Here is a 22395-nt window from a genome sequence, read left to right as displayed (position 1 = left end):
CCCCCCCCTGCGCTGACGGCCGGTTCCCAGTGGGTCCTGCTGGCCGCCCCCCGCAGACCGGGGGCGGTCTTCATGATTCACATGGCGTGCCGGAGGGCGCAATCCCGTATGCTCCTCGTTGCTCATGTTGAATCCTTCCGAAGAGTTTGACCTCGCCCAGGGCCTGTTCGCGGGGGGTGGAGAGATGGCGCGGCGGATGCTGACGCTGGACTGGTCTCGCACCACCCTGGGACCGCCGCACCAGTGGCCGCAGAGCCTGAAAACCGCCGTGCGGATCATGCTGACCTCGCGCTTCGCGATGTGGATGGCCTGGGGTCCGGACCTGACCTTCTTCTGCAACGACGCCTACCTGCCGACGCTGGGCGTGAAGGGATCGTGGGCGCTGGGAGCCCGCTCGGACGTGGTGTGGGCCGAGATCTGGAAGGACATCGGCCCGCGCATCTCGCAGGTGCTCTCCGAAGGGCACGCCACCTGGGACGAGGGCCTGCTGCTGTTCCTGGAACGCAGCGGGTACACCGAGGAGACCTACCATACCTTCTCGTACTCCCCGCTGGCCGACGACACCGGCGCCGTGACCGGCATGCTGTGCGTGGTGACCGAGGAGAGCGAACGGGTCGTGGGCGAGCGGCGGCTGCGGGTGCTGGGAAGTCTGTCGTCCCGCCTGAACGGGGCGCGCACCACCGACGAGGTGTTCCGCGCGCTGCGTGACGGACTGCAGGATGAGCCGCAGGACCTGCCGTTCGCGCTGGCGTACCTGCCGGCAGAGGGACGCGAGGCCGCCGACCGGGGCGAGCTGCGCTGCGCGCTGCGGTTCGGCGTGGGGGCCGACCACCCGCTGGCCCCCGAGGAACTCGGCCTGCAGGACCCGGGGCCGTGGGCGGTGGCGCCGGTCCTGTCCGGCGCCGTGCCGGCGCAGCTGCAGGACCTGCAGGGGCTCCCGGACGTTCCGCGCGGCCCGTGGGACCGCCCGCCGCTGCGTAGCCTGACCCTGCCGATCATTCAGCCGGGCATGACCCTGCCGGCCGGGGTGCTGATCGTAGGCCTGAACCCCTACCGGCCGCTGGACGACGCCTACCGCAGTTTCCTGGACCTGTGCGTGACGCAGCTGGCGTCCGCGCTGACCAGCGTGACCGCCTACGAGCAGGAGCGGCAGCGGGCCGAGGCGCTGGCGCAGCTGGACCGGGCCAAGACGGCCTTCTTCGCGAACGCCAGCCATGAACTGCGCACGCCGCTGACCCTGATGCTGGGGCCGCTGGAGGACCTGCTGACCGGTGAGCAGGGCGAACTGAGCGCGCAGCAGCAGCAGACGCTGAGCATGGCGCACCGCAACAGCCTGCGCCTGCTGCGGCTGGTCAACAGCCTGCTGGACTTCTCGCGGCTGGAGGCGGGCCGGGCGCAGGCGCGGTTCGTGCCGACGGACTTCGTGGCCCTGAACGCGGACCTGACCAGCAGCTTCCGGTCCGCGATGAACCGTGCGGGCCTGGACTTCCGGGTGGAACTGGAGTCGCTGCCCGCCCCGGTGTACGTGGACCTGGACCTGTGGGAGAAGGTGCTGCTGAACCTGCTGTCGAACGCCTTCAAGTTCACCCTGCAGGGCGAGGTGGCCGTGACGCTGCGCGCCGAGGACCGTCACGTGGTCCTGACCGTGCAGGACACCGGCGTGGGCGTGCCTCCCGCGGAGGTCGGGCGTCTGTTCGAACGGTTCCACCGGGTCGAGGGTCAGCGCGGCCGGTCCTTCGAGGGCAGCGGGATCGGGCTGGCGCTGGTGCGCGAGATCGTGCTGCTGCACGGCGGGACCATCGAGGCCAGCAGCGAGGAGGGGACCGGGACGACCTTCACGCTGCGCCTTCCTTTCGGCGCGGCCCACCTGCCGCCGGACCGGGTCGCGGCGCCCGCCGAGGAGCAACCCAGCACGCAGGGCGCCCTGCCCTTCGTGGAGGAGGCGCTCCGCTGGTTGCCCAGCGCGCCCGCCGCCCTGACCGAGCCGGAACCGGACGGCACGGCGCCGCACACCGAGCGGCGGCAGGTGCTGATCGTGGATGACAACGCCGACCTGCGCGAGTACCTGCAGCGGCTCCTTGATCCTCACCACGACGTTCAGGTGGCCCGGGACGGACTCGAGGCGCTGGACCTGATCCGCCGCCGCCTGCCGGACCTGATGATCACGGACGTCATGATGCCCCGCCTGGACGGGCTGGGGCTGCTGACGGCGGTGCGGGCGTCGCCGGCCACCCGCGACGTGCCGGTGATCATGCTCTCGGCGCGGGCAGGGGAGGAAGCGCGGGTGCAGGGACTGCAGTCCGGCGCGGACGATTACCTGGTCAAGCCTTTCAGCGCGCGGGAACTGCTGGCGAAGGTGAACGCGAACCTGAAGCTCTCGCAGCTGCGGCGCGAGGCGCTGGAGCGCGAGCAGGCCTACTCCGCCGAGCTGGAGGCCCGGGTCGAGGCGCGTACCCGCGAACTGCGGGAGGCGCTGGACCACAGCGAACGCCAGACGCTGGAACTGAACACCGTCCTGAACAGCATGCCGGACGCGGTGTACGTGGGGGACCTGAACGGCATCCAGCGCGCCAACCGCCCGGCGCTGGACATCGTGGGCTTCGAGAGCATGGAGCAGCTGCGGCGTTCGGTGATCGACCTGAGCGTGCAGCTGCAGAACCGGGATCTGGAGACCGGCGTGCCGCTACCGCCGGAGCAGACGCCGTTCGTGAAGGCGCTGCGCGGCGAGGCGGTGCGGCAGGACGTGCTGCTGCGGCACATGCGGACCGGCGAGGACCGCGTGGTGCGGGTTGCGGCGGCCCCGTTGCGCCGTGACGATCAGGTGTTCGGGGCGGTAGCGGTGGTGTCGGACATCACCGAGCAGGTGGCGTTGCAGCGCGACATTCTGCGCACCAATCAGGAACTGTCACGCAGCAACGCCGAACTCGAGCGCTTCGCGTACATTGCCAGTCACGACCTGCAGGAGCCGATCCGGACGGTGAGTTCCTACGCGGGCCTGCTGGCCTACCGTTACGGGGACCGCCTGGACGACCGCGCCGAACTGTACCTCAAGACCGTGCAGAAGGGCGCCGAGCGGATGCAGACCCTGGTGAACGACCTGCTGGTGTTCTCGCGTCTGAATGCCGAGCGGCCGCTGCCGGCGCCGGTGCCGCTGCGCGAGGTGGTGCAGGAGGCGATGGCGCGGCTGGACGCGGCGCTGTCCGACGCGGACGCGCAGGTGGACGTGGGGGACCTGCCGGTGGTGCTGGGGGCCGCGCCGAGGCTGGCGCAGCTGTTCCAGAACCTGCTCGGGAACGCGCTGAAGTTCCGGGCGCCGGACCGCGCGCCGCGGGTGTCCATCCATGCCCGCCCGGAGGGGTCGGCGTGGCGCGTGACCGTGCAGGACAACGGGATCGGGATCGCGCCGGAGTACCACGAGCGGATCTTCGAGATGTTCCAGCGGCTGCACATCCGTGACCAGTTCGAGGGGAGCGGGCTGGGCCTGGCGATCTGCGAGAAGATCGTCGCGCAGCACGGGGGCCGGTTGTGGGTGACGTCCGAGGTGGGTCAGGGAGCGGCGTTTCACCTGACGCTGCCGGCGGCGTTCGACGACGGGGGCCGCTGACCGCGGCCCTGGGGGGCGGGCCGGCCCGCCCTGCGTACCGCTTGGAGGGCCGTCTGGCCCGCCCTCCACCCGCCCACGCGCCGGGTTGCCCCCTCCGCGCCCGGCACCCGTCCCGCTCCTCGTCCGTCTGCCTGGCCCCTCTGCTGCCTGGCCCCTCTGCTGCCTGGGCACTCTGCGGGTCGCCTCGGCCCGGACCGGACGGTGTTGGTACGCCGTTCCATCGGAGTCCGTCTGGGGGGTCGCGTCGGTCCGGCTGAACTCTGTACCGAATTCATTGAACGGCCGTTCAAAGAATGCTAGCGTGCGTCCATGAGTGACCCCACCGCCCGCCCCAGCCTCGGCATCACCGCGCTGGGCATGTACGTCCCGGACCGCGTGGTGCCGAACGCGGAATTCGAGACCCGCATGGACACCAACGCCGACTGGATCGAGTCCCGCACCGGCATCCGCGAACGCCGCTTCGCCGCGCCCGACCAGTTCACCTCCGACCTGGGCGTGCTGGCGGTCCGGGACATGCTGCGGCGCGACCCGCAGGCCCTCCAGGGCGTGGACGCCGTCATCTGCGCCACCGTCAGCCCCGACGCCCTGATGCCGTCCACCGCCGCCCTGATCGGCATGCAGGTCGGCCTGGTCGGCGCGGCCGCCTTCGACCTGAGTACCGCGTGCAGCGGCTTCGTGTACGGCCTGAGCGTCGCCCAGGGCCTGATCATGAGCGGCGCGGCCCGCCGGGTCCTCGTCGTGGGTGCCGAGGCCCTCAGCAAGATCGTGGACCAGGACGACCGCAACACCGCCATCCTGTTCGGGGACGGCGCGGGCGCGGCCGTGGTCGGCCCGGTCCCCGCCGGGTACGGATTCCAGGAATTCGTGATGGGCGCCGACGGGAACGGCGGGTCCAGCCTGTACCTGCGCTGCGTCGCGCCCCGCCTGCCCGGCGGCTTCGACATGGGAGACTCGGTCGGCATGAACGGCCGCGAGGTCTTCAAGTTCGCGGTGCGCGTGCTCGGCGAGAGCGGCACCCAGGTCCTCGCCAAGAGCGGCCTGACCAGCGCCGACGTCCACTGGGTCATCCCGCACCAGGCGAACGTGCGGATCATCGAGGCGGCCATGGACCGCTTCGGACTGCCCATGGAACGCGCCGTCGTGAACCTCGACCGCTACGGCAACACCAGTTCCGCGACCGTGCCCATGGCCCTGCATGAAGCCGTGCAGGACGGCCGCGTGCAGGACGGCCAGCAACTGCTGCTGATCGCCTTCGGCGGCGGCCTGAGCTGGGTGGCGGGCACCATGAAATGGTGGGGCGGCGCGCCCAGCCTGACAGCCGAAAGCCAGGCAGAGGTGAGCGCATGAAGATCGCCGCGCTGTTCCCCGGCCAGGGCAGCCACAGCGTCGGCATGGGGACCGACCTGACCGCCGCGTTCCCCGAGGCCGCCGAGGTGTACACCCAGGTCGAGCACGTCCTGCCCGGCCTGCGCGCCCTGATCGAGTCCGGCCCACTGGACGACCTGACCCTGACCGCCAACCAGCAGCCCGCGCTGGTGGCTGCCAGCGTCGCCGCGTACCGCGCGTGGCGCGCCCGGACCGGCCTGACCCCCGCCTTCGCCGCCGGGCACTCGCTGGGCGAGTACTCCGCGCTGGTCGCCGCCGACGCCCTGAGCCTCGGGGACGCGCTGCGCCTGACCCGCCGGCGCGGCGAACTGATGCAGGCCGCCGTGCCCGTCGGAGCCGGAGCCATGAGCGCCGTCATGGGCGACCCGGCCGTCGTCCAGGAGGTCTGCGCCGCCACCGACGGCGTGCAGCCCGCCAACTTCAACGCGCCCACCCAGACCGTCATCAGCGGCACGAAACAGGGCGTGGACGCCGCGAACGCCGCCCTCAAGGCACGCGGCCTGAAAGCCATCCCGCTGAAGGTCAGCGCGCCCTTCCACTGCCCCCTGATGGCCCCGGCCGCCAGCGGCCTCGCCCCGGACCTGCAGACGACCGCGTTCGCACCGCCCGCCTTCCCCGTGTACGCGAACGTGACCGCCCAGCCGAACACCGATCCCACCGCCCTGCCGGGCCTGCTGACCGAACAGATCACCGGTGCCGTGCGCTGGGTCGAGACCATCCAGGCCCTCGCGGCGGCCGGCGCGGACGTGTTCATCGAGTTCGGTCCCGGTACCGTCCTGACCGGCCTCGTCAGGCGCATCCTGCCCGACGCCCGCACCATCAACGTCGGCACGGCCGCGCAGGTGCAGGACTTCACGCTGTAATTCACCCGCCCCACCGGAGAACCCACCCATGACCGAAACCCCCCGTAAAGTCGCCCTGATCACCGGCAGCAGCCGTGGCCTGGGCCGCGCCATGGCCCTCAAACTCGCGCAGGACGGCTTCGATGTCGCCGTTCACTACGGCCGGAACGCCGACGAGGCCCGCAAGGTCGCCGACGAGGCCAGAGAGGCCGGCGTGCGCGCCGAGGTGTTCGGCGCCGACCTGACCGTGCCCGCCAACGCCGGGACGCTCGTCGAGACCGTCATCAAGGACATGGGCCGCCTGGACGTCCTCGTGAACAATGCCGGGATCACCCGCGACACCCTCGCCATCCGCATGAAGGACGAGGACTGGGACGCCGTCATCCAGACGAACCTGTCGAGCGCTTTCATCGCCTGCCGCGCCGCGATCAAGCACATGATGCGCGCCCGCTCGGGCCGGATCATCAACATCGCCAGCGTGGTCGGCCTGACCGGCAACCCCGGGCAGGCGAACTACGTGGCCAGCAAGGCCGGCCTGATCGGCCTGAGCAAGGCCCTCGCCAAGGAGTACGGCGGGCGCGGCATCACCGTGAACGCCGTCGCGCCCGGCTTCATCGAGAGCGACATGACCGCGCAGCTCCCGGAGAACGTGCAGCAGGGCTACCTGGGCAGCATTCCGCTGGCGCGTTTCGGGCAGCCGCAGGAGGTCGCGGCGGTCGTGGCGTTCCTCGCCAGTGACGCCGCCGGGTACGTGACCGGGCAGACCATCGGCGTGGACGGCGGCCTGAACCCCCACTGACCCGGTGCGTCGGCACGAGGCCCGAGTTGAACCCCGTTCAGATCAGCTGCCTCTCATGGGCGCCGCGTGTAGACTGGCGCAGACTTCAGTATCAGGAGGTACGAACTCATGGCAACTTTTGATGATGTGAAAGACGTGATCGTTGACAAGCTCGGCGTGGACGGCGACAAGGTGGTCCCCGAGGCCCGCTTCGTGGAAGACCTGGGCGCCGACAGCCTCGAAACCGTGGAACTGATCATGGGTCTCGAAGACAAGTTCGGCATCACCATCAGCGATGAAGATGCCGAAACGATCCGCACGGTCCAGGCCGCCGTGGATTACATCGAGAGCAAGCAGTAAACGCGCTGGCCCCCCACGCTCGGGGGGCGCAGGATCAAGGGGCGGGGCGCGGTGCATTGCCGCTCCCGCCCCGATCCATTGACCGGGCCGACACACCGGCACGAAAAGGGGGGGATGCAGTGAGCGTCACAGGGTTGAAACGGGTTGTTATCACGGGCCTCGGGCCGGTCACGCCGATCGGCGTGGGCGCGCAGGCCTACGCGCAGGCGCAACGCGCCGGAAAGAGCGGCATCAGCACCATCACGCACTTCGACCCGGCCGATACCGCCAGCCGGATCGCGGGGGAAGTCAACGACGACCTGTCGCCCTTCGTTGATCCCCGCGAGGCCCGCAAACTCGACCGCTACGTGCAACTCGCGCTGGCCGCCGCCGCACTGGCCGTGCAGGACAGCGGCCTGACCGAGGAGGAGCTGCGCGGCGAGGGTACCGGCACCATCGTCGGCAGCGGCATCGGCGGCGTGAAGACCTTCGAGGATCAGGCGGGCGTGCTGCACTCGCGCGGACCGGGGCGCATCAGCCCCATGTTCATTCCCATGATGATCGCCAACATGGCCACCGGGCACGTCGCCATGCGTTACGGCGCGACCGGCCCCAGCAGCACGGTTGTGACTGCCTGCGCCACCGGCACCGGTGCCATCGGTGACGCCGCCCGGTACATCCAGCTGGGCCTCGCGGACACCATGATCGCCGGGGGCAGCGAGGCCGCCATCACGCCCATCGCCATCGGCGGGTTCTCGAACATGAAGGCCCTGTCCACCCGCAACGACGACCCCCAGCGGGCCAGTCGCCCGTTCAGCGCCACCCGCGACGGTTTCGTGCTCGGCGAGGGTGCGGGCGTCGTGATCCTCGAGGAGTACGAGAAGGCCGTGGCGCGCGGCGCGACCATCTACGCCGAGATCGTCGGGTACGGCACCAGCGCCGACGCGCACCACATCACCACGCCCGCCCCCGAGGGACGCGGCGCGCAGGTCGCCATGCGCATGGCCCTGAAGACCGCCGGCGTGAACCCCGAGCAGGTCGGGTACATCAACGCGCACGGCACCAGCACGCACTTCAACGACCTGCACGAGACGCAGGGCATCAAGCACGTGTTCGGTGACCACGCGCACAAGCTGGCCGTCAGTTCCACCAAGAGCATGACCGGTCACCTGCTCGGCGCGGCCGGCGCCATCGAGGCCATCGCCGTCGCCCAGGCGCTGCGGGACGGCATCCTGCCGCCCACCATCAACCTGACCGACCCCGACCCGGAACTCGACCTCGACTACATCCCGGAAGGTGCCCGCGAGGTGCAGGTCGAGTACGCGCTGAGCAACTCCTTCGCGTTCGGCGGGCAGAACGCCGCGCTGCTGTTCAAACGCGCCTGACACGGATTCCGTCTGTTTCGCTGACAACCCGTCAGGGCACCGGGTTGTCAACGCCACGTCCGGAACCCGCCCAGCTCCTCCTCGCTTCGCTCGGATTGAACGGGCTTTCCAGCCCATTCAATCGGAGTCCGTATGAGACGGATTCCGGTTCAGGGGTTCGCGAAAACCCTTCAGTCCGGGCGCAGCGACTCGCCCAGTCCTTCACTCCGGGGGGGGAACGCCGGGTCGCTGGCGCCACCCCCCCTGGCGGACCGGTGTGAGCGCAGGGAAGGCCACCTCCGGGGGGAGGAAGGCCGCCGGCGGAGCCCGGTTGCCCGACGCCTTCCTCCGGACAGATGCTCTAATGCGGGAGATGACCGTGGGCGCACTGCCGGGTGACGCCCACCTGACTGCCCACCCGTCTACTGAAGAGGAGTCATGACTGTGCCCCCCAAGAACACCGAGCGTTCCACCAAGCCTCCGTCCTCCGCGACCCCGCGGCGGCCCCGCCGGGCGGCCGACCGCACTGCCGGGGTGGGGGAGACGCGGACACACAGCACGGTCGCGAACACGCAGAGTCCATTCCTGAACCGGGAGCTGTCGTGGCTGGCCTTCAACGAGCGGGTGCTGGCCGAGGCCCGCGACGAACGCAATCCGCTGCTGGAGCGCCTGAAGTACACCGCCATCTGCGGCAGTAACCTCGACGAGTTCTTCATGGTGCGCGTGGCCGGCATTCACCGACAGATCGCGGCGGGCGTGAACACGCCCGGCCCGGACGGGTTACAGCCGCGTGAGACGCTGGCACTGGTGAGGGAGCGCACGCAGGGCATGCTGCGGGAGATCGAGCGGGCCACCCGCCGGATCCTGCGGGACCTGCACGCACAGGGCGTGAAGCTCACGCGGGTGCATGACCTGGGCAAGCGGGCGCGGGCGCAGCTGCACGAACACTACCTCGCGGAGATTCAGCCGGTGCTGACGCCGCTGGTCGTGGACCCCAGCCACCCGTTCCCGTACCTCAGCAACCTCAGCCTGAACCTCGCGGTGCTGCTGGACGCTGGCAACGGCGAGGAACCGGATTTCGCGCGGGTGAAGGTGCCGGTGGGCGTGCTGCCCCGCATCGTGGTGGTCGGGGAGGCGCTGCTGCTGCTTGAAGACGTGATCGCCGCGCACATCGGGGAGCTGTTCAAGGGCCGGCAGGTGCTGGCCGCGCACGCCTTCCGCGTGACCCGCAACACCGATTACGAGTTCGAGGAGGAGGAGGCCGAGGACCTGCTCGCCACCATCGAGGACGGCCTCAGGCGGCGGCGCTTCGGGTCGGCGGTGCGGATGGAGGTCATGCGGGACACGCCGCCCGGAATCATCGGGTTCCTGCAGACGCGGCTGCGCCTGGCCGCCGAGGACATCTACCTGCTGGAAGGCCCGCTGGGCACCGCGGACCTGATGGGTCTGCCCGTCAGCCGCCCGGACCTGTCCTACCCGGCGTACGCGCCGGCCATCCCGGACCTCGACGGTGACGAGGACAGCGGCATCTTCGAGACGCTGCGCGGCGGCGACGTGATCCTGCACCACCCCTACGACGGGTTCACGAACATCCTGGACTTCCTCGAGGAAGCCAGCCGGGACCCACAGGTGCTGGCGATCAAGCAGACGCTGTACCGCACCGGGGACGACCCGCGCCTGCTGGGCGCGCTGCGCACCGCCGCCGAGAACGGCAAGCAGGTTGTGGCCCTGATCGAACTGAAGGCCCGATTCGACGAGCAGCGCAACATCTCCTGGGCCAGGAAACTGGAGCGGGCCGGGGCGCACGTGGTGTACGGCGTGCCGGGCCTGAAAACGCACGCGAAGGTCGCGATGGTCGTGCGGCGCGAGGCGGGCGGCCTGCGCCGCTACGTGCACATCGGCACCGGGAACTACAACGCGAAGACCGCGCGGCTGTACACGGACCTGAGCCTCCTCTCGGCGCACCCGGACCTGGGCGCGGACGTGGCGGAACTGTTCAACCACCTGACCGGGTACGCCGCCGCCGAGTACACGCACCTGCTGGTCGCGCCCGACACCGCCCGCCCCGGCCTGGAGGCGCTGCTGGAACGCGAGGCGGTCCATGCCCGCGCGGGACTCGACGCCTGGGTGCGCGTGAAGGTCAACCAGCTGACCGACCCCGGCATGATCGACGCGCTGTACCGCGCGGCCGGGGCGGGCGTGCGGGTCGAGATGATCATCCGCGGCGTGTGCTGCCTGCGCCCCGGCGTGAACGGCCTGTCGGCCAGCATCCGCGTGCGCAGTCTGCTGGGCCGCTACCTGGAGCACGCGCGGGTGTTCGCGTTCGGCAATGCTGGCAGTCCCGAGGTGTACTTCGGGAGTGCCGACTGGATGAGCCGCAACCTGGACCGCCGCGTCGAGGTGATCGCCCCCGTCCTGGACGACCGGCACCGCGAGACGTTCCTGAGCATCCTGGATACCGAGTGGGCCGACACGCGCGGCTCCTGGGAACTGAACCCGTCCGGCGAGTACGAGAAGCTGCCCGGGGATTTCAGCGCGCAGCAGACCTTCGCCGCGGCCCGCCACCCTTCCTGACCCGCAGGAAGAGGGAGAGGCTGGCCGGATGGGGTGATACGGACTCCGATTGAATGGCTTGCACAGCCGCTGGGTCCGAGCGGACGCGACTCGGAGAGCTGCTCTGCAGAGAAGGAGCTGGGCGGGTTCCGGACGTGGAGTTGGCAACCCGGTGAACTTCCGGATTGTAGGAGAAACAATCGGAGTCCGTATCAGACGGAATCCGTATGATCAATGGTGCGGACAGGTTCATACCTTCATTGCAGACCAGCGATGAACACGCAGTGTTTACCCCTCCCCCTTGAGGGGGGAGGCTGGGAGGGGGTGAGCAGGAATGGCGTTACAGAAGACGTATTCCATGCTTGTCCCCTCTGGCGCTTGAAAAGTGCCCGCATCATTGATGAGACGGACTCCGATTGAATGGCTTATAAAGCCATTCAATCCGAGCGGATGCGAGTAGGAGAGAAACGGGTTCCGGACGTGGAGTTGGCAACCCGGTGCCCTGCCGGGTTGTCAGTGAACCATACGGAATCCGTATGAGATGGACTCCGGTGACAGGGGTGTTCCCCGGGCGGGCCGCCCGGCAGGAGAAAGGCGAAGTCCCGGTAGACCTCTCGGGTCTGCCGGGACTTCGCTTTCAGGGTGGGGGGCGGCTCAGGGGTAGCCTGAGCGCTGCCCGGTTCAGCCCTGGGTGTCTTCGGTGGTGTCGGCCTGCGCCTCGGTGGCGTCGGCCTTCTTGTCGCCGCCCAGACCGAACTGCGCGAACAGGTCGGCGTAGACGTCGCCCAGCTTGGTGCTGATCTTGCCACCCTGGCTGGCGTCCTTGGCGTTGTAGGCGTAGTCCGCGTCGCCGCGGCGGCCACCACGGCCACCGGCGCGGGGAGCGCCGCCCTGGCCGCTGCTGTAGCGGTCGCTGCGGGCGCCGCCACCCTGGCTGACGTAGTCGCGCTGGGTGGGGACCGGGCCGCCGCCCAGGAAGCGGCGACGGCTGAGGCTGGCGCGCTGCTCGACGGGGTCGATGTTCAGGATGACGGCTTCGATCTCGTCGCCCTTCTTGAACAGGTCGGCGGGGTTGTTGACGCGCTGCACGTCGAGTTCGCTGATGTGGATCAGGCCCTCGATGCCTTCTTCGATCTCCATGAACACGCCGAAGTCGGTCATGCCGGTGATCTTGCCCTTCACGGGGGTGCCGGGCGGGTAGCGGTCAGGCAGGGCGCTCCAGGGATCGTCGGTGGTCTGACGGATCCCGAGGGAGATGCGGCGGTCCTTCGGGTCGATGCGCAGGATGACGGCCTCGACTTCGTCGCCTTCCTTCATGACTTCGTTGGGGTGACGCACGCGCTTGGTCCAGCTCATCTCGCTGACGTGAACCAGGCCTTCCAGGCCGGATTCCAGTTCGATGAAGGCGCCGAAGTTGGTGAGGTTCGTGACCTTACCGGTGACCTTCTGGCCGATGCTGTAACGGTCGGTGGCGCCTTCCCAGGGGTCCTGGGTGAGGGCCTTCATGCTCAGGTTGATGCGCTCGCGGCCGCCGTCGACGTCCATGACCTGCACCTGCACCTTGTCGCCCACCTTGACCACGTCGCGGGGGTGGTTGAAGCGGCCGTAGGTGAGTTCGCTGCGGTGAACGAGGCCGTCGATGCCGCCCAGGTTCACGAACACGCCGAAGTCGGTGATTTCCACGACTTCACCCTCGAACTGCGCGCCGGCTTCGAGCTGGCCGACGGTTTCTTCGCGGGCCTTGGCTTTCTGGGCTTCGAGGATGGCGCGGTGGCTGATGATCACGCGGTTGCGCTTGCGGTTGAGCTCGATGAGCTTGACCATCAGGGGCTTGCCGACGTAGGGGTCGAGGTCGTTCACGCGGCGCGTGTCGACCTGCGAGGCGGGGAGGAAGGCGCGGATGCCTTCGACCTGCGCGACCAGACCGCCGCGCACCTTTTCGAGCACCTCGACTTCGAAGGCCTCGTCGGCCTCCTGCATCTTCTCCAGGACGCGCCAGCCCTTGTCCTGATCGGCGCGCTTCTTGCTCAGCACGATCTGGCTGTTGGGCAGGTCGACGCGCACGACGTACGCCTCGATCTGCTCGCCGGACTTGTACATCTCCTGGGCCTGTTCCAGCGTGACGGGCTCGTCGCCGAGCTGGTTGAGGGGGATGATGCCCTCGACCTTCGCGCCGATGTCAACGGCAATGCCTTCCTGGCCGATGAACACGATGGTGCCGTCCACGATGTCCCCGCGGGTGACGCTCTGGGGCTCCTGCGCCTCACTGGCGAGGATGTCCTCCATGGTCATGGCGGGGTACTCGCGCTCCTCCACGGGGGTGGGAACGCTGGTCTGGGTGGTGCCCGTCGCGGGCTGAGTCCCGCCTTGCTGGGCGGGGGTCTGGGTGTTGTCTTCCATGAACTCCTGTCCTCCTGGGCGCGCTTCCTTGCGGATGGCGCGCCAGCCTGATACCTGTCTTCCGTGCAAGCCTGACCCTGAGGTCAGGGGTGCATACGGCGCGGCAACACCTCAGTGTACCAGAGTCTGACCAAGGCGGCAACTGCGATCTATACGCGGTCCAGCGAGCCTCGGGCGGCGTTCGCTCTGGCGGGACTGGCACGCAGTTGCGGGGGGGTGACTTGACGGACCGCCTGGGGTGTGGCTATACTCCCTCACGCTTCCCCCCAAGGGAAGACGGCCGGAAGCGACACCGGTCGGGATTTCACCCCGTTGGGGCATCGTCTAATGGCAGGACACCAGTCTCTGACACTGTCGATCTAGGTTCGAGTCCTAGTGCCCCAGCCAGAAGCAGGAACTTCACCTTTCAGTGAAGTTCCTTTTTTCATGCGCCTGGGTTCAGGGGCCTGCTCAAGCGTGGCAGCGCTTCCAGCGTCCCGCTGAACTACACTGCGGGGCATGACCCAGACCGCCATGCCCGAGTGGTACAAGAGTGCCGTCTTCTACGAACTCTCGGTCCGCACCTTCGCGGACGGCAACGGCGACGGCAGGGGCGACTTTCCCGGCCTGACCGGCAAACTCGATTACCTGAAGAACCTCGGCGTGGACTGCCTGTGGCTGCTGCCGTTCTACCCCAGCCCCCTGCGGGACGACGGCTACGACGTGGCCGACTACACCGACATCCACCCGGACCTGGGCACCCTGGAGGACTTCAAGGTCTTCCTGCGCGAGGCGCACGCCCGCGGCCTGCGCGTGATCGGGGACCTGGTCACCAACCACACCAGCAGCGACCACCCCTGGTTCCAGGCGGCCCGGCGCGGCCCGACCCTCCCGGACGGCAGTCCCAACGAGTACCACGACTACTACGTCTGGAGCGACACCGGCACCGAGTACGCCGGGGCGCGGATCATCTTCACCGACACTGAGACGAGCAACTGGACGCTGGACGAACAGACCGGCCGGTACTACTGGCACCGGTTCTTCTCCAGCCAGCCGGACCTGAACTTCGACAACCCCCGCGTGGTCGAGGAACTGCTCTCTGCCGCGCGGTTCTGGCTGGACCTGGGCGTGGACGGCTTCCGGGTGGACGCCGTGCCGTACCTGATCGAGCGCGAGGGCACCAACTGCGAGAACCTGCCGGAAACGCACGACATCCTGAAAAGGATGCGCCGCATGGTCGATCAGGAGTACCCCGGCCGCCTGCTGCTGGCCGAGGCGAACCAGTGGCCGGAAGAGGTGGTGGAGTACTTCGGCAGCGAGCAGGACCCGGAATTCCACATGTGCTTCAACTTCCCGGTCATGCCCCGGCTGTACATGAGCCTGAAAAAGGAGGACACGACCTCCATCCGCGAGATCATGGACCGCCTGCCCGCCATTCCCAGCTTCGGGCAGTGGGCGACGTTCCTGCGCAACCACGACGAACTGACGCTGGAGATGGTCACGGACGACGAACGCGCCTTCATGTACGCCGCGTACGCGCCCGACACCCGCATGAAGATCAACGTGGGCATCCGCCGGCGTCTGGCACCGCTGCTGGACAACGACCGCCGCCGCATCGAACTGCTGAACACCGTCCTGCTGGCCCTGCCGGGCAGCCCGATCCTGTACTACGGTGACGAGATCGGCATGGGCGACGACCTGTCGCAGGCGGACCGCAACGGCGTGCGCACGCCCATGCAGTGGAACGCCGGCATGAGCGGCGGCTTCTCGACCGCCACGCCCGACCAGTGCTTCTTCCCGCCCATCAGTGACGCCGTGTACGGGTACGCCCGCGTGAACGTGCAGAGCCAGGAGCAGGACCCCAGCAGCCTGCTGAAGTGGACCAGCCGTCAGCTGGAACTGCGCCGCCGCCACCCGGCCTTCGCGGTGGGCGACCTGCAGTTCATCGACACCGACAACCCGGCCGTGCTGGCCTTCACCCGCCGCACCGAGGACGAGACCCTGCTGATCGTGAGCAACTTCGCCGGCAACGCCCAGGCTGTGCACCTGAACCTGGGGGAGCACCTGGGCCGCACGCCGGTCACGCTGGCCGGCGGCAGCCACTTCCCGCCCGTGACCGAGGCGGCGTACCCGATGATCCTGGGCAAGTACGACTACTACTGGCTGCGCCTGAACTGAACCCGTAGCGCACAGCAGGCCCGCACGCTGAACGCGGCGGGCCTGTTCGTGTGGGGGTGGGTCAGCGGTTCAGGCGGGCCGTCACCTCGATGAGGCGGCGGGTCTGGTGGGCGATGGTGGCGCGGTCCTCGTCGCTCAGGGGCTGGCCGCCGGCGGTGACGCTGGCGCCGTAGGGGTTGCCGCCGGACGCGAAGATGGCCGGGTCGGTGTAGCCGGGCGGCACCAGGATGGCGCCCCAGTGCATGGCGGTGGTGTACAGGGTCATCAGGGTGGTTTCCTGGCCGCCGTTGGGGTTCTGGGCGCTGGTCATGGCGCTGAAGGTCTTGTTCGCCAGTTTGCCGGTGGCCCACAGCCCGCCGAGCGTGTCGATGAAGGCGCGTACCTGGCTGGCCGCGCCGCCGAAGCGGGTGGGGGTGCTGAACAGGTAGGCGTCGGCCCATTCGAGGTCGGCGGGCGTGGCGGTCTGGACATCGGCGCTGCGTTCCTGCTGGGCCTTCCAGGCGTCCTGGGTGTCGATCACGGCCTGGGGGGCGGTTTCGGCGACCTTGAGCAGGCGCACCTCGGCCCCGGCGGCGCGGGCGGCCTCAGCGGCGACCTGGGCCATGGCGTGGTTGGTGCCGTAGGTGGAGTAGTACACGATCGCCAGTTTCACCGGAGCGGAGGTGGGGTTCGTCATGAGGGCAGTGTAGGCAGCCCCGGAAAATAGTTCAACATCAAGGTATTTAACATTGGTTTACTCTTTTCTCACCCGGTACCTGTGCCCCTACCACCCGTCTCCGCCCGGGGGGAACAGCCTGAACAGCCACTCCATCGGAGTCCAGCTATCGACAGCCACAACGAACCCTCCCCCGTCACGGGGGGGCGCAGGGCCGTCCCGTGAACAGGGGAGAGACAGGGCAGAGGAGAGGACGAGCCGCCCGGAAGCGCCGCGCGCGGCAGATCAGATCCGGACCGTCACCCGCGCCCCGTCGTCCTCCAGGTGAACCGAGTCGATGAACCGCACCACCCGCGTGGCGTACCCCATGACCAGCGTGTGCGTCCGGGCCCCACCACCGAAGCGGCGCACGCCGCTCAGCAGCTCGCCGTACGTGATGCCGGTCGCGCTGAACACCATCTGCCGGCCCGGCGCGAGATCGTTCGTCCGGTACACCCGCTTCTCGTCCACGCCCATCGAGGCGAAGCGTTCACGCATGGCGTCGTCCTCCGCGATGAATCGCCCCTGGATCTCCGCGCCCAGGCACTTCATGGCCGCCGCCGACAGCACGCCCTCGGGCGCGCCGCCCGACCCCATCAGCGCGTGGACGCCGGTGCCGCGCACGCCCACCTGCAGGCTGGCGACCACGTCGCCGTCCCCGATCAGTTTCACGCGGGCGCCCGTCGCCCGTACCTGCCGGATCAGGTCCGCGTGCCGCTCGCGGTCCAGGATGGTGATCATCAGGTCGTCCACGTCACGTTCCAGGCTCTGGGCCAGCACGTTCAGGTTCGCCTCGACCGGCCAGTCCAGGTTCACCTTCCCGGCGGCGGGGGGCGGCACGACCAGCTTGTCCATGTAGCAGTCCGGCGCGTGCATCAGCCCGCCCCGTTCGGACAGGGCAATCACGGCCAGCCCGTTCGGGAGGCCCTTGGCAGTCACGCTGGTGCCCTCGACCGGGTCCACGGCGATGTCCACCTCGTACTGCCCGGTGCCGACCTTCTCGCCGATGTACAGCATGGGCGCCTCGTCCATCTCGCCCTCACCGATCACGACCGTGCCGCGGATGTCCAGCGAGTTCAGCAGCTCGCGCATGGCCTCGGTGCCGGCGCCGTCCACGGCGTTCTTGTCGCCCATGCCCATGAAGCGGCTGGCAGCCAGTGCCGCGCCCTCGGTGACGCGCGCCGTTTCCAGCACCAGCGCATGCTCGAAATGATTGGTGTCCGTGCGCCCCTCGGCGCTCCGCTCGCTGCCCTTGTGCCGTTTAGCCGTCATGCTCCGAACGTAACACGAGTCACCGGAACCCGCCGCCGGGAGCGGTTCCACCCCCCCCTGCTTCGTGTCACCCGCCGGGGGAGCGGTCCCCGGCCACCCGCTACCTCAGCACGGCAGCTACCTCAGGACGCCCGCCCACACCAGCAACCCCCACAGCACCACCGGAATCGCCAGCGACCCCACGATCAGCTTCAGCAGCCGCCACCAGTCGTTCAGGAACTCCCTCATGCCGCCCAGCGTAGCAGCCGCCCGCTGCCGCGACCGGGTCACCCGTCACCTGGAGGTCCCGCTGCCGGAAGGCACTTCACGCTGTCTTACCGCAGGCGCCCGCACGGGGGCCGCACTCCGTACACTGGGCGGCATGACCATCAGCGAACTGGCCGGTAAACGCGCTCCCCGGAGCCTGCTGACGAACATTCCCCGCCTGGTGGCGCACTACTACGAGACCCGCCCGCTGCCCAGCGACCCGCTGCAACGCGTGGCGTTCGGCACCAGCGGCCACCGCGGCAACAGCCTCGCCGGGACCTTCAACGAGACGCACATCCTGGCCATCTCGCAGGCTGTCGCCGAGTACCGCGCGCAGGCCGGGATCACCGGGCCGCTGTACATGGGCCTGGACACCCACGCCCTGTCCGAACCCGCCTGGATGACCGCGCTGGAGGTCCTGATCGCCAACGGCGTGCGCGTGCGCGTCCAGCCCGGTCTGTTCACGCCCACCCCGCTGGTCAGCTACGCCATCCTGGAACACAACCGCACCGGAACGGACGGTGTGGCGGACGGGATCGTGATCACGCCCAGCCACAACCCCCCGCAGGACGGCGGCTTCAAGTACAACCCGCCCAGCGGCGGCCCCGCCGACACCGACGTCACGAAAGTCGTGCAGGCCCGCGCCAACCAGATCATGGAAGACGAACTGCGCGACGTGCAGCGCGTGTCCCTCGAAGACGCCATGGCCGCCCTGGAGGAATTCGACTTCATCACCCCCTACGTCACGCAACTGCCCGACGTGATCGACCTGGACGCCATCCGCGCCAGCGGCGTGCGGATCGGCGTGGACCCGCTGGGCGGCAGCAGCCTCCCGGTCTGGCAGGCCATCGGGGCGGCGCACGACCTGAACCTGACCATCGTGAACGACGTCATCGACCCCAGCTTCGCGTTCATGAGCGTGGACCGCGACGGCAAGATCCGCATGGACTGCTCCAGCCCCCACGCCATGGCGGGCCTGCTGGCCCTCAAGGGCGACTTCGACGTCGCCATCGGCAACGACCCGGACGCCGACCGGCACGGCATCGTCACCACCGACGGCCTGATGAACCCCAACCACTACCTCGCGGTGATGATCGAGTACCTGTTCCAGCACCGCCCCGGCTGGCGCGCGGACGCCGCCATCGGCAAGACGCTGGTCAGCAGCGCCCTGATCGACCGGGTGGGCGCCAGCATCGGCCGCCGCGTCGTGGAGGTGCCGGTGGGCTTCAAGTACTTCGTGGCGGGCCTCCAGGACGGCTCCTTCGGCTTCGGCGGCGAGGAGAGCGCCGGCGCCAGCTTCCTGCGCCGCGACGGCCGCGCCTGGAGCACCGACAAGGACGGCCTGATCCCCGGCCTGCTCGCCGCCGAGATCACCGCCCGCACCGGCCAGACCCCCAGCGCCCGCTTCGCGGACCTGAGCGCCCGCCTCGGCGCGACCGCCTACGACCGCCAGGACGCGCCCGCCACGCCCGACCAGAAACGCATCCTGGGCAGCCTCTCGCCCGAACAGGTCACCGCCACCACCCTGGGCGGCGACCCCATCACCGCGAAACTCACCCGCGCGCCCGGCAACGACGAAGCCATCGGCGGCCTGAAAGTCACCACCGACGAGGCCTGGTTCGCCGCGCGCCCCAGCGGCACCGAGGACGTGTACAAGATCTACGCCGAGAGCTTCCGGGGCCAGGAGCACCTGCAACAGGTCATGAACGAGGCGCGCGACGTGGTCGCCGCCGCGCTGGGAGGGCAGTGACCATGAGTCGCGCCCCCACCGACCCGGACAGCACCGGCACCCCCCTGACACAGGAGGAACTGCTGCAGGTCGTCATCACCCGCGAGGAAATCCGGGACGTGGAATTCGACTGGTTCGCTGCCGACACGCGCGGCCACGTCGCGCAGTTCCTCGCGGCCGGGGACGACACCGTGCCGGAAGCTGCCCTGCAGAGCGAGGGCCTGCTGGAACGCACGCACGTCTGGATCGACGTGCGCCCCGAAACCGAGGACCCCAACGCCCCCGCCGGCGGGTTCGACGAGCACCTGACCCCCGCCCAGCGGCGCGGCGCGTTCGTGTACGACCGCATTCCCGGCAGGGCGGGCGTGTACCGCCTCGTGGCCGCCCCCCGCACCCCCTTCACCCTCAGTGACATGCCCGCCAACCTCCAGGCATACCTGAACACCCTGCGGCTGAACGTCACCTTCGGCGCGCCGCACCTGTTCATCGGACCGGACGGCCGCGCCCACGAGGTCACCCCCGACCCGGAAACGCCACCCGCCACCTGAACGGCCCGTGAAGGCCGGGCGGGACGGGCGGTACAGTGACCCCGTGAGTCTCCCGCCGTCCGGTCCGCCCCCCGCACCCCCCGAACTGAACATGTCCTTCGAGGACGCCGGACCGCCCGACGCCCCCCCACCCGCCAACCCGAAGAAATCGCTGCGGGCGAACACCCTCATCGTCATGCTCGGCACGCTCGGCTCCCGCCTGAGCGGCATCCTGCGCCAGATGGCCCTGAACAACCTGTTCAGCGTGACGCTGGTCGAGGCGTTCAACACGGCCGTCACCATTCCCAACCTGCTGCGCGAACTGCTGGCCGAGGGTGCGCTCGTCAACTCGTTCATCCCGGTGTACAAGACCCTGGACGATGCCGAGCGCAGAAGGCTGGCGCAGGCGTTCAGCGGCGTGCTGATCGCCGTGAACCTGCTCCTGATGGCGGCGGGCATCCTGGCCGCGCCGTACCTCGTGGACCTGCTGCTGGCCGGGCAGTCGAACATCGACCGGGAACTGGCGCTGTTCATGACCCGCATGGTCATGCCGTTCCTGATGCTGATCAGCCTGTCCGCCATCGCCATGGGGTTGCTGAACGCCGACGAGCACTTCCGGGAAAGCAGTTTTGCGCCCGTGGCGTTCAACATCGCCAGCATCGCGGCGCTGGTGCTGCTGCCCAAGCAGGCCGAGTGGCTGGCCTTCGGCTGGCTGATCGGCGGGGTGGCGCAGCTCGTGGTGCAGCTCCCCGCCCTGAACCGCTTCGGGCTGCTGCCCACCCCGGCCCTGATGGGCCACCCGGCGGTGGGCCGCGTGATCCGCCAGATGGCCCCGTTCACCCTGACGGCCGGGGCGCGGCAGTTCCTGAACGTGTACGTGCTGCGCCTGCTGTCCGACGCGCGGCTGTTCGATTCCGGCACGCAGGCCGGGTACTTCAACGCGCAGGCGCTGTTCACCACCGTGAACGGCCTGTTCGTCGTCTCACCCGTCCTGGCGGTCTTCCCGCGCTTCTCGCAGGCCGCCGCCGGGAAGGACTGGCCGCAGTTCCGCGCACTCACCGCCAGCACCATCCGCACCACCACGTTCCTGGCCGCCCCCATGAGTGCCCTGATCATCGCGCTGTCCCCCTACGTGATCAGCGTCATCAACACCCACGCCCCCCGCACTGCCAAGGAAACCGTGAAGTTCCTGGCCGGAGCGGGCATCCTGAGCAGCTGGTCCCTGGCCCTCGTGCCGTGGGCGCTGGTGACGGTGCTGCTGCGAACCTTCTACGCCCGTGAACGCACCCGTGAGGCCGTGACGATCAGCGCCATCGGCTTCGTGCTGGAGGTCGGCCTGTACCGCCTGCTGGTGCCGGGCCTGGGATTGATCGGCTTCGGCCTGAGTACCACCATCAGCGGCCTGCTGATGACGGCCGCCCTGATCGTCCTGTACCGCCGCGCCGTGGGCTTCCCGGCGCGCGAGGTGACGGGCCACCTGCTGCGCGTCGTGCCGCTGGCGGCCGTCTCGGGCGGCGTGGCGTGGCTGATCGCGCGGGCCGTGCCGATCGAACCGGGTTTCATCCTGACCAGCATTCCCGTGCTGGCCCTGGCGGGCGGAGTGGGCCTCGCCGTGTACCTGGGCGGCGCACTCGCCCTGAAACTGCCGGAAGTGGCGGCGGTCACCCGGCGACTGAAACGCTGATCCGTGGGGGACGTGGGGTGTGGGTCGTAGGGGGGTTCTCCCACGACCCACACCCCACGTTCCATCCCCCGGCTACAGCCGGATGCCGATCAGGGCGTAGGCGACCAGGGCGACTTTCTCGCGCAGCAGGTACGAGCGGTCCACCTGGGGGCTGAGGGGGCTGGCGCTGACGTTGGCGTTCAGGCCGATGGCGCGGGCCAGGGCCAGGGCGCGGGGGGCGTGGGCCTCGTCGGTGACGAGGGTCAGGGGCGTGTGGGGGGGCAGGGTCGCGCGGGCGTTCTGCAGGTTCTGCACGGTGGTGCGGCTGCGTTCCTCGGCGATCACGTGGCCCGCGGGGACGCCGTGGCGGGCGAGGTAGGTGGCGCCCACGCCGCCTTCGGTGTAGGGATCCCCGGCCCGGCGGCCGCCCGTGACGACGATCCGCTGCACGCCCCCGGCGCGGTACAGGGTCAGCGCGTGATCCAGGCGGCGCTGGAAGGCGGGGCTGGGTTTCCCGGCGTACTGCGCGGCGCCCAGGACGACCAGGGTGGGGTTCGGTGTGCTGGCGTTCGGGACGCGCAGGTTGGGGGTCAGCACGAAACCGGCAACGAGCAGGGCTGCCACGGCCAGTGGCAGCAGGGTGAGGGTGGCGCCCCGTGAACGCATCGAGCGCAGCCTAGCATGAGGGAAATGACAAGCCTGAGCGGCGTGCGGGCCGTCGGGTGGGAGGCTGGCGGGGGGTGCCGGGCCGGGGCGTAGAGTGGGGGACTTGTACCGGAAGGTGTGATGGGGGCGTGCTACGCTCGGCCCATACCTCCGTTCCGGGGGAGAGACCTTACTT

15 protein-coding genes and 1 tRNA gene are annotated in these 22395 nt (G+C 69.4%); 12 read left to right on the top strand and 4 right to left on the bottom strand.

Going from position 1 to position 22395, the window contains the following annotated elements:
• Positions 1-124: 124 nt before the first annotated feature.
• The 7 genes from ABDZ66_RS11920 to ppk1 all read left to right on the top strand — a co-directional run bounded on the left by ABDZ66_RS11920 (position 125) and on the right by ppk1 (position 10887).
• Complete coding sequence (locus tag ABDZ66_RS11920) at positions 125-3604, top strand: ATP-binding protein (protein ID WP_343759147.1); 3480 nt, start codon at positions 125-127, stop codon at positions 3602-3604.
• 309 nt (positions 3605-3913) lie between these two features.
• A complete protein-coding gene (locus tag ABDZ66_RS11915) occupies positions 3914-4951 on the top strand; it encodes a beta-ketoacyl-ACP synthase III (protein WP_343759146.1) in 1038 nt (345 codons plus the stop codon).
• Complete coding sequence (gene fabD, locus ABDZ66_RS11910; protein ID WP_343759142.1) at positions 4948-5853, top strand: ACP S-malonyltransferase; 906 nt, start codon at positions 4948-4950, stop codon at positions 5851-5853. Before ABDZ66_RS11915 ends, fabD begins: the two co-directional genes overlap by 4 nt.
• A gap of 28 nt (positions 5854-5881) precedes the next feature.
• Positions 5882-6631, top strand: coding sequence for a 3-oxoacyl-[acyl-carrier-protein] reductase (gene fabG / locus ABDZ66_RS11905; protein WP_343759140.1), 750 nt, complete (start codon positions 5882-5884; stop codon positions 6629-6631).
• 108 nt (positions 6632-6739) lie between these two features.
• Positions 6740-6970 (top strand): acyl carrier protein, encoded by a 231-nt coding sequence (gene acpP, locus ABDZ66_RS11900; RefSeq protein ID WP_078300586.1) that lies wholly within the window; start codon positions 6740-6742, stop codon positions 6968-6970.
• Positions 6971-7089: 119 nt separating this feature from the next.
• Positions 7090-8334, top strand: a complete 1245-nt coding sequence (fabF, locus tag ABDZ66_RS11895) for a beta-ketoacyl-ACP synthase II (protein ID WP_343759137.1) — start codon at positions 7090-7092, stop codon at positions 8332-8334.
• A 417-nt stretch (positions 8335-8751) separates the two neighbouring features.
• The gene (gene ppk1 / locus ABDZ66_RS11890) at positions 8752-10887 is read left to right on the top strand and encodes a polyphosphate kinase 1 (RefSeq protein ID WP_343759135.1); all 2136 of its coding nucleotides are present in this window, start codon (positions 8752-8754) and stop codon (positions 10885-10887) included.
• A 660-nt stretch (positions 10888-11547) separates the two neighbouring features.
• Here the strand turns inward: ppk1 and ABDZ66_RS11885 are convergent.
• Positions 11548-13266, bottom strand: coding sequence for a 30S ribosomal protein S1 (locus tag ABDZ66_RS11885; RefSeq protein ID WP_343759133.1), 1719 nt, complete (start codon positions 13264-13266; stop codon positions 11548-11550).
• A 313-nt stretch (positions 13267-13579) separates the two neighbouring features.
• On the opposite strand from ABDZ66_RS11885, the gene ABDZ66_RS11880 reads away from it, so the two are divergent.
• Together ABDZ66_RS11880 and treS are read left to right on the top strand one after the other, a co-directional pair.
• Positions 13580-13653: transfer RNA gene (locus ABDZ66_RS11880), tRNA-Gln, on the top strand.
• A 111-nt stretch (positions 13654-13764) separates the two neighbouring features.
• Entirely contained in the window at positions 13765-15423 is a 1659-nt protein-coding gene (treS, locus tag ABDZ66_RS11875) for a maltose alpha-D-glucosyltransferase (RefSeq protein ID WP_343759131.1), read from the top strand.
• Between the two features lie 61 nt (positions 15424-15484).
• On the opposite strand, the gene wrbA is transcribed toward treS, so the two are convergent.
• Entirely contained in the window at positions 15485-16099 is a 615-nt protein-coding gene (wrbA, locus tag ABDZ66_RS11870) for an NAD(P)H:quinone oxidoreductase (protein WP_343759128.1), read from the bottom strand.
• A 264-nt stretch (positions 16100-16363) separates the two neighbouring features.
• Positions 16364-17389, bottom strand: a complete 1026-nt coding sequence (gene glpX, locus ABDZ66_RS11865; RefSeq protein WP_343759126.1) for a class II fructose-bisphosphatase — start codon at positions 17387-17389, stop codon at positions 16364-16366.
• A gap of 361 nt (positions 17390-17750) precedes the next feature.
• On the opposite strand from glpX, the gene pgm reads away from it, so the two are divergent.
• The 3 genes from pgm (at position 17751) to murJ (ending at position 21575) form a co-directional block, all read left to right on the top strand.
• Entirely contained in the window at positions 17751-19385 is a 1635-nt protein-coding gene (gene pgm, locus ABDZ66_RS11860; RefSeq protein WP_343759124.1) for a phosphoglucomutase (alpha-D-glucose-1,6-bisphosphate-dependent), read from the top strand.
• A gap of 2 nt (positions 19386-19387) precedes the next feature.
• The gene (locus ABDZ66_RS11855) at positions 19388-19912 is read left to right on the top strand and encodes a hypothetical protein (protein ID WP_343759122.1); all 525 of its coding nucleotides are present in this window, start codon (positions 19388-19390) and stop codon (positions 19910-19912) included.
• A gap of 91 nt (positions 19913-20003) precedes the next feature.
• A complete protein-coding gene (gene murJ / locus ABDZ66_RS11850) occupies positions 20004-21575 on the top strand; it encodes a murein biosynthesis integral membrane protein MurJ (RefSeq protein WP_343759187.1) in 1572 nt (523 codons plus the stop codon).
• A 72-nt stretch (positions 21576-21647) separates the two neighbouring features.
• Here murJ and ABDZ66_RS11845 read toward each other — a convergent pair whose 3' ends face one another.
• Entirely contained in the window at positions 21648-22220 is a 573-nt protein-coding gene (locus ABDZ66_RS11845) for a YdcF family protein (protein WP_343759119.1), read from the bottom strand.
• Positions 22221-22395 lie beyond the last annotated feature (175 nt).

It is taken from the genome of Deinococcus depolymerans (genome assembly GCF_039522025.1).
GTDB classification, from domain to species: Bacteria; Deinococcota; Deinococci; order Deinococcales; family Deinococcaceae; genus Deinococcus; species Deinococcus depolymerans.
This window is presented reverse-complemented; position numbering and strand designations above follow the sequence as displayed.